Raw genomic sequence first — 7,797 nt, 5'->3', positions numbered from 1 at the left:
GCCGGCGTGGTGTCGAAAATCATCAAGTGATCCTGACGGCGCGCGGCTGACCCCGCCCGCCCATGGACCACATCAGGGGCCGCCCGAAAGGGCGGCCCCTTTGCCATGCGCCGCCACCCGGCAACGGTCCGCGGGCCGCAGGAACATTCACCGCCCTGCGCCGTTGGCCTGCGAACCTGCAGACCAAGAGGCTCCCATGTCCGATACTCCCATTCGTGCGCCCTTCCGCAGCGGCGCCATCATCGATCCCAGCCTGCCCGCCCCCGATTTTCCGGCGCAGGAGCAGGCCTTCCCCGGCCTCGCCCGGAAAATGGACCCACGCCCCGACCATGGCGAGACAAGCTATCGCGGCACCGGTCGTCTTGCGGGCAAGCGGGCCCTGATCACCGGCGGCGACAGCGGCATCGGCGCGGCAGCCGCCATCGCCTTTGCCCGCGAAGGCGCCGATGTCGCCATCACCTATCTGCCCGACGAACAGCCCGATGCCGACAGCATCGTGGCGCTGATCGAGGCCGAGGGCCGCAAGGCCGTCTCCATCCCCGGCGATCTGCGCGACGAGGGGTTCTGCAAGGAAATGGTCGCAAGCGTCGCCTCTCAGCTGGGCGGGCTGGACATTCTGGTCAACAATGCCGGGCGCCAGCAGTTCTGCGAGCGGCTGGAAGACCTGAGCACCGAAGACTTCGACGCGACGATGAAGACCAACATTTACGCCCCCTTCTGGGTCACCCGCGCGGCCCTGCCGCATATGGGCCCGGGCGGGTCGATCATCATCACCTCATCGGTGCAGGCCTTTTCAGGCTCGGCCCATCTTTTCGACTACGCGCAAAGCAAGGCCGCCAATGTTGCCTTTGCGCAATCGCTGGCCAAGCAGTTGGCCCCCCGTGCCATCCGCGTGAACGCCGTCTGTCCCGGCCCCTACTGGACCGCCCTGCAGATCAGCGGCGGCCAGCCGACCGACAAGGCGCAGGAACATGGTGCCAGCCAACCCCTCGGTCGGCCCGGCCAACCGGTCGAGATCGCTCCGATCTATGTTCTGCTCGCATCCGACGAAGCCAGTTACATCACCGGGGAATATTTCGGATCGGTCGGCGGCGGCGGCTTGTAGTTCATGCGCCCCGCTGAAGAAAAAGAGCCTCCGGCGGGGATATTTTAACCAAGATGAAAGGTCTTCGCGCGAGGATGGCCCTGCGGTACAGGCGGGGACGCCGATGACCGCCCAAGGTGAAAGCGCCCTGCCGGGCCGCCCCTCCCACGGGGCCGTCGCGGCAGGGCGCAGCTTTTTGTCCGCTCCTCTGCCCTTTCATCTTGGCCTCAATATCCCGGGGAGACCGGCGCGCAGCGACGGGCGGGGCAGAGCCCCCCTTGCGACCGCGTCGCCTGTGCAGCCTCCGAGATGCTAGAAGCGGTTGTTGCGGGGGAAGCCGCGCGGGGCCATGCGGCCTGCAGCGGCGCGTTTGCCCAACCATTCCGACAGATCGGGTTCGGTTCTCGTCTTGCCGCCGCCCATGGGCCAGGACAGACCATCGGTCAGGGTCAGGGTGATAGCGTCTGCCAGCAATTCGTCCTTGAACAGCCCGCCGGGGTTCAGCTTCATCAGCCGCACGCCTTTGCCGCGCGACATTTCGGGCAGCTCGGCCAGCGGAAAGACCAGCATCCGCCGGGTGCCCGCCACGACCGCGACATGATCGCCCATGACCGGGCGACAAAGCAGCGCCTCGCCGTTCAGAACCTGTTTGCCGGACCGGGTCTGTGCCAGAATATCGGCCGAATTCACGACGAAGCCGTTGGCGTCCTTGGATGCGACCAGATATTTCATCCCCGCGCGCCAAGGGAACAGGGCGATGATCTCGGCCTCGTTCGGCAGATCGATCATCAGGCGCAGCGGCTCTCCCATGCCGCGCCCGCCGGGAAGGGTGCTGGCGGGCAGCGTGTAGAACCGGCCGTTCGAGGCAAAGATCATCAGCTTGTCGGTGGTTTCCGCATGCAGCGCCTGACCGGGGCCGTCGCCATCCTTGAACTTCAGCTCGGCCTCCAGCGGCTGGTGGCCCTTCATGCTGCGGATCCAACCCATCTTCGACAGGATCACCGTCACCGGTTCGCGATCGATCATGGCATCCAGATCGATGACCGGCAGCTCGGTCGCCTCACCGATGGTGGTGCGGCGCTGGCCCTTGGCATGCGACTTTCCGAACAGATTGCGGACCTCTTTCAGCTGGTCGGCGATGCGCGCCCATTGGGCATCCTCGCTGTCCAGCATGGCCTGCAGCCCCTCGCGTTCGGCCTTGAGGGCGTCGCGTTCGGCGCGCAGCTCGATCTCCTCAAGCTTGCGCAAGGCGCGCAGGCGCATGTTCAGGATCGCCTCGACCTGCACGTCGTTCAGGCCGAATTCGGCCATCATCACGGCCTTGGGTTCGTCCTCGGTGCGGATGATCTCGATCACCCGGTCGAGGTTCAGATAGGCGATCAGATAGCCTTCCAGCACCTCCAGCCGCGACGCGATCTTGTCCAGCCGATAGCTGGCGCGGCGGACCAGCACCTCGCGGCGGTGATCCAGAAAGGCGCGCAGCACCTCTTTCAGGGAACAGACCTTGGGCACGCGTCCGTCGATCAGCACGTTCATGTTCAGATTGAAGCGCAGTTCCAGATCGCTGGCGCGGAACAGCGCGCCCATCAGCTGTTCGGGATCGACGGTGCGGGCCTTGGGCTCCAGCACGATGCGGATGTCTTCGGCGGATTCGTCGCGGACATCGGCAAAGATCGGGATCTTGCGGGTCTGGATCAGCTCGGCCAGACGTTCGATCAGCTTGGATTTCTGGACCTGATAGGGGATCTCGGTCACGACGATCTGCCACAGACCGCGACCCAGATCCTCTTGCGCCCACCGGGCGCGGACGCGAAAGGCGCCGCGGCCCGTGCGATAGGTTTCGGCAATGCTTTCGGCGCTTTCGACCAGCACGCCGCCGGTCGGGAAATCGGGGCCCTTGATCAGCGTGGCCAGCGTGTCGTCGCGCGCATCGGGCACCTTGATCAGATGCAGGCAGGCATCCACGACCTCGTGCAGGTTATGCGGCGGGATATTGGTGGCCATGCCCACGGCGATCCCCGAGGCGCCATTGGCCAGCAGGTTCGGGAAGGCGGCGGGCAGGACGATCGGTTCGGACAGAGTGCCGTCATAATTGGGGCGGAAATCGACCGAATCCTCGGTCAGCCCGTCCATCAGCGCCTCGGAGGTGGCGGCCAGCCGCGCCTCGGTGTACCGGGCGGCGGCGGGGTTGTCGCCGTCGATATTGCCGAAATTCCCCTGCCCGTCGACCAGCGGATATCGCATGGCGAAATCCTGGGCCAGTCGCGCCATCGCATCATAGATCGCCGCATCGCCATGCGGGTGATAGTTGCCCATCACATCGCCGGTGATCTTGGCCGATTTGCGGAACGGCCCGTTCGGCGCCAGCCGCAATTCGCGCATCGCATAAAGGATGCGGCGGTGCACCGGCTTCAACCCGTCGCGGGCATCCGGCAAGGCGCGGTGCATGATCGTGGACAGCGCATAGGTCAGGTACCGTTCGCCGATCGCGCGGCTGAGCGGTTCGGTCGAGGTGCCCCGTTCGGGGTCGCTGGCGGGGTCGGAAATCAGATCGTCGGACATGGATCTTGGATAGGACGCCCGGCGCGGCGGGTCCAGATCGAAATGTGCCCCTGCGGCGACCGGGGAACGACCAGAGGCACGACCGGGGGAACGCCTCTGTGCGGTTGGCGTTGGTCGTGCGGATCGGCTAAGCGGGTTCAGGGGACGAGGGATAAGACAAGATGATCAGGCTGGGACTGCTGATACTGGCCACCGTGGCCGGGCTGCTGATCGTGCTGACGCAGATGGGCGATGGCAATCCGCGCGCAGATCGCGTTGCCGCCCCCCCCGAGGATGCCGGCGCCGCGCAGGATGCGGGCGCCGCCGCCTTGGACGCCCCCGCAGCCCCCCTGCCCGCCGAAGCACCGGCCGAGATCATCCCCGCGGCCCGCCAGACGCCCCCACAGGTGAACCGCTTTCCCGGCCCGCCGCTGGAACCCTCGCCCGAATATGCAGGCACCACACCCCCGCCCCCCGCCACACCGGGCGAGGGCGGCCCGATCCTCTATGTCACCGCCGACCGGGTGAACATGCGCGCAGGCCCCGGCACCGGCAACGCAATCGTCACCGGTCTGGATGGCGGCACCGCCGTCGAGGCGACCGGCCCGCTGGAGGCCGAATGGATCGCGATCCGCACGCCCTCGGGTCAGCAGGGGTTTGTCGCGGGCCAGTTCCTGTCGACCACCGCCCCATGAGGCGCGTTCTGATCACCGGCTGTTCGTCCGGCATCGGGCTGGATGCCGCGCGTCACCTGCAGGCGCGGGGCTGGCAGGTCATCGCCACCTGCCGCATGCCGCAAGACATCGCCGCCCGTCGGGCCGAGGGGATGGAATGCCTGCATCTGGATCTGGCGGACGCATCCAGTGTCGCCGAATGCGCCGAGGCCGCGCTGGACGGCGGCCCCGTTGATGCGCTGGTCAACAACGCGGCCTTTGCCCTGCCCGGCGCGGTCGAGGATATGCCGCGCGGCGCCCTTCGCGCGATCTTCGAGGTGAACCTGCTCGGCACCCACGACCTGACCACCCGCCTGATCCCGCATTTCCGGGCACGCGGCGCGGGCCGGATCGTCACCATCAGTTCGGTTCTGGGGCTGGTCGGCATCCCCTGGCGCGGCCCCTATGTCGCCACGAAATTCGCGCTGGAGGGGCTGACCGACGTTCTGCGCCTTGAGATGCACGGCACCGGCATCAAGGTCGTGCTGATCGAGCCCGGCCCGATCACCAGCCGCATCCGCGAAAACGCCATTCCGCATTTCGAACGTTGGGTGAACTGGCAGGCCAGCCCCCGGGCCGACCAGTACCGCGCGAGCCTGCTGAAACGACTGTACGAACCCTCGGGCAAGGACCGGTTCGAACTCCCGCCGCGCGCGGTCAGCGACCGGATCCTGACGGCGCTGACGGTCCCCAACCCTGCCCCGCGCTACTATGTCACGGCGCCGACCCGCATTTCCGGGGCCGCGCGGCGGGTTCTGCCGACCCGCGCTCTGGACTGGTTTGCGCGCCGCAGCTAGGGTTGCGGGTGAAAGGCGGTGTGGTTCATGCCCGATCAATCCCTGTTTCTCGTGACATTTCTGGCCGTCGGCGTGGTCATCGCGATCCTGCTGACCGGCATCGGTGGCTTTGCCCGCGGCGGCGATTTCAACCGCAAGAACAGCAACCGCATCATGCGCTGGCGGCTTTACGCGCAGGCCGGGGCGCTGGTCCTGCTGATGGCATTTCTTTGGCTGAGGTCTCTCTGATGGTCGTTCTGAACCGCATCTATACCCGCACCGGCGACAAGGGCGACACCGCCCTGTCCGATGGCAGCCGCGTTGCCAAGCATGACCCCCGGGTCGAAGCCTATGGCACGGTGGACGAGCTGAACGCCACGCTTGGTCTGTGCCGTCTGCATGCGACGGGCGATATCGCCACCCGCATCTCGGTCATCCAGAATGATCTGTTCGATTTGGGTGCCGACCTGTCGCGCCCGAACATGTCCGCCGACGGGGATGCGGGCTATCCGGTCCTGCGCATCATCGACGCGCAGGTCGACCGTCTGGAGGCCGAGATCGACGCCATGAACGCCGCCCTGACGCCCTTGCGCAGCTTCATTCTGCCCGGCGGCACACCTCTGGCCTCGCATCTGCACCTGTCGCGCACGGTCGCGCGCCGCGCCGAACGCCGGGCCACCGAATTGCTGGCGGGGGGCGATGTGAACACGACCGCGATCCGCTATCTGAACCGGCTGTCCGACTGGCTGTTCGTCGCGGGCCGGGTGGTCAATGATAATGGCGCAGCCGACATCCTGTGGGTTCCCGGCGCCAGCAGATAGGCCCGCCCCCCCCGGACTGGCCGCAAACGCTGCGTCCTGTGACGCTTTTGCCCTGTCATTGCCGCAGATCCCTGTCTAACAATCCTGCAACAGATGACGCCAACCAAGGGAGAGAGGCCATGAAAATCCTCGTGCCAGTCAAGCGCGTGATCGACTATAACGTGAAGGTCCGCGTCAAGGCGGACGGATCGGGCGTCGATCTGGCCAATGTGAAGATGTCGATGAACCCCTTCGACGAAATCGCCGTCGAAGAGGCGATCCGCCTGCGCGAAAAGGGCGTCGCCACTGAAATCGTTGCCGTGTCCATCGGCGTCAAGCAGGCCGCCGAAACCCTGCGCACCGCGCTGGCCATGGGTGCCGACCGCGCCATTCTGGTCATCGCCGCCGATGACGTGCATCAGGACATCGAACCGCTGGCCGTCGCCAAGATCCTGGCCGCCATCGTGGCCGAGGAACAGCCCGGTCTGGTCATCGCGGGCAAGCAGGCCATCGACAATGACATGAACGCCACCGGCCAGATGCTGTCGGCGCTGCTGGGCTGGTCGCAGGCTACCTTCGCCAGCAAGCTGGACATCGACGGCGACACCGCAAAGGTCACCCGCGAGGTCGATGGCGGTCTGCAGACGATCGAGGTGAAACTGCCCGCCATCGTCACCGCCGACCTGCGCCTGAATGAGCCGCGCTATGCCAGCCTTCCCAATATCATGAAGGCCAAGAAAAAGCCGCTGGATGAAAAGACGCCCGCCGATTACGGCGTCGATGTCACCCCGCGCCTGACCATCACCGCCACCCGCGAACCCGAAGGCCGCAAGGCCGGGATCAAGGTCGGCTCGGTCGATGAACTGGTCTCGAAACTCAAAGAAGCGGGGGTCGTCTGATGGCTGTTCTTGTTCTGGCCGAAGTCACCAATGGCGAACTGAATCGCGACGCGACTGGCAAGGCCGTCGCCGCCGTGGCAGCCTTGGGCGATGTGACGCTGCTCTGCGCCGGCGCCCATGCCCGCGCCGCCGCCGAGGCCGCCGCGACCATCGCCGGCACCGCCCGCGTGCTGGTGGCCGAGGATGCGCGCTATGGCCACCGTCTGGCCGAACCCACGGCGGCGCTGATCGTGGCGCTTGCGGGCGATTACAGCCATATCGCCGCCCCCGCGACCACGGATGCCAAGAACGTCATGCCCCGCGTCGCGGCGCTGCTCGACGTGATGGTCATTTCCGAGGTTTCGGCGATCATCGATGCCAACACGTTCGAACGTCCGGTCTATGCGGGCAATGCGATCCAGACGATCAAATCCTCGGATGCGACCAAGGTGATGACCATCCGCACCGCCAGCTTCGATGCCGCAGGCGAGGGCCCTGCGGCCCCCGTCTCGGACGCCGCGCTGGCCGATGATCCGGCCCTGTCCGCCTGGCTGAATGACGAGACCGCCGAAAGCGACCGCCCCGACCTGACCTCGGCGGGGCGCGTCGTCTCGGGGGGCCGCGCGCTTGGTTCCAAGGATCAGTTCGTGCTGATCGAACAGCTGGCCGACAAGCTGGGCGCCGCCGTCGGCGCATCCCGCGCCGCCGTCGATTCGGGCTATGCCCCGAACGACTGGCAGGTCGGTCAGACCGGCAAGGTCGTGGCCCCCGACCTTTACGTCGCGGTCGGCATCTCGGGTGCGATCCAGCATCTGGCGGGCATGAAGGACAGCAAGGTCATCGTCGCCATCAACAAGGACGAGGAAGCCCCGATCTTCCAGGTCGCCGATTACGGCCTGGTGGGCGATCTGTTCCAGATCCTGCCCGAACTGACCGAAAAACTGTAACGGCTTCTTCTTCACGAAAATACCCCGGGGGAATCGCCGTCAAGCGATGGGGGCAGCG

At 66.3% G+C, this 7,797-nt stretch carries 8 protein-coding genes; 7 read left to right on the top strand and 1 reads right to left on the bottom strand.

Annotation, left to right across the window (positions count from 1 at the left end):
* Window positions 1-196 precede the first annotated feature (196 nt).
* Window positions 197-1,105 (top strand): SDR family oxidoreductase, encoded by a 909-nt coding sequence (locus EG885_RS21065; protein ID WP_131578594.1) that lies wholly within the window; start codon window positions 197-199, stop codon window positions 1,103-1,105.
* Between the two features lie 291 nt (window positions 1,106-1,396).
* Here EG885_RS21065 and parC read toward each other — a convergent pair whose 3' ends face one another.
* Window positions 1,397-3,646 (bottom strand): DNA topoisomerase IV subunit A, encoded by a 2,250-nt coding sequence (gene parC, locus EG885_RS21060; protein ID WP_131578592.1) that lies wholly within the window; start codon window positions 3,644-3,646, stop codon window positions 1,397-1,399.
* Between the two features lie 161 nt (window positions 3,647-3,807).
* Between parC and EG885_RS21055 the strand changes: the two genes are divergently transcribed.
* The 6 genes from EG885_RS21055 to EG885_RS21030 all read left to right on the top strand — a co-directional run bounded on the left by EG885_RS21055 (window position 3,808) and on the right by EG885_RS21030 (window position 7,739).
* On the top strand, window positions 3,808-4,320 hold the full coding sequence (locus EG885_RS21055) for an SH3 domain-containing protein (RefSeq protein WP_131578590.1): 513 nt from the start codon (window positions 3,808-3,810) through the stop codon (window positions 4,318-4,320).
* Complete coding sequence (locus tag EG885_RS21050) at window positions 4,317-5,135, top strand: SDR family NAD(P)-dependent oxidoreductase (protein WP_131578588.1); 819 nt, start codon at window positions 4,317-4,319, stop codon at window positions 5,133-5,135. The genes EG885_RS21055 and EG885_RS21050 overlap by 4 nt, the downstream gene beginning before the upstream one ends.
* 27 nt (window positions 5,136-5,162) lie before the next feature.
* A complete protein-coding gene (locus EG885_RS21045; RefSeq protein WP_131578586.1) occupies window positions 5,163-5,363 on the top strand; it encodes a twin transmembrane helix small protein in 201 nt (66 codons plus the stop codon).
* Window positions 5,363-5,935, top strand: a complete 573-nt coding sequence (locus EG885_RS21040) for a cob(I)yrinic acid a,c-diamide adenosyltransferase (RefSeq protein WP_131578584.1) — start codon at window positions 5,363-5,365, stop codon at window positions 5,933-5,935. Before EG885_RS21045 ends, EG885_RS21040 begins: the two co-directional genes overlap by 1 nt.
* Window positions 5,936-6,054: 119 nt before the next feature.
* Window positions 6,055-6,813: an electron transfer flavoprotein subunit beta/FixA family protein gene (locus EG885_RS21035; protein WP_131578582.1), complete on the top strand. Its 759-nt coding sequence runs from the start codon at window positions 6,055-6,057 to the stop codon at window positions 6,811-6,813.
* Window positions 6,813-7,739: an electron transfer flavoprotein subunit alpha/FixB family protein gene (locus EG885_RS21030; protein ID WP_131578580.1), complete on the top strand. Its 927-nt coding sequence runs from the start codon at window positions 6,813-6,815 to the stop codon at window positions 7,737-7,739. The genes EG885_RS21035 and EG885_RS21030 overlap by 1 nt, the downstream gene beginning before the upstream one ends.
* Window positions 7,740-7,797 lie beyond the last annotated feature (58 nt).

Origin of the sequence: Paracoccus nototheniae (assembly GCF_004335005.1) — a bacterium.
Taxonomy (GTDB): Bacteria; Pseudomonadota; Alphaproteobacteria; order Rhodobacterales; family Rhodobacteraceae; genus Paracoccus; species Paracoccus nototheniae.
Note: the sequence above shows the minus strand (reverse complement) of the source record. Positions and strands in the feature narration are given on the sequence as shown.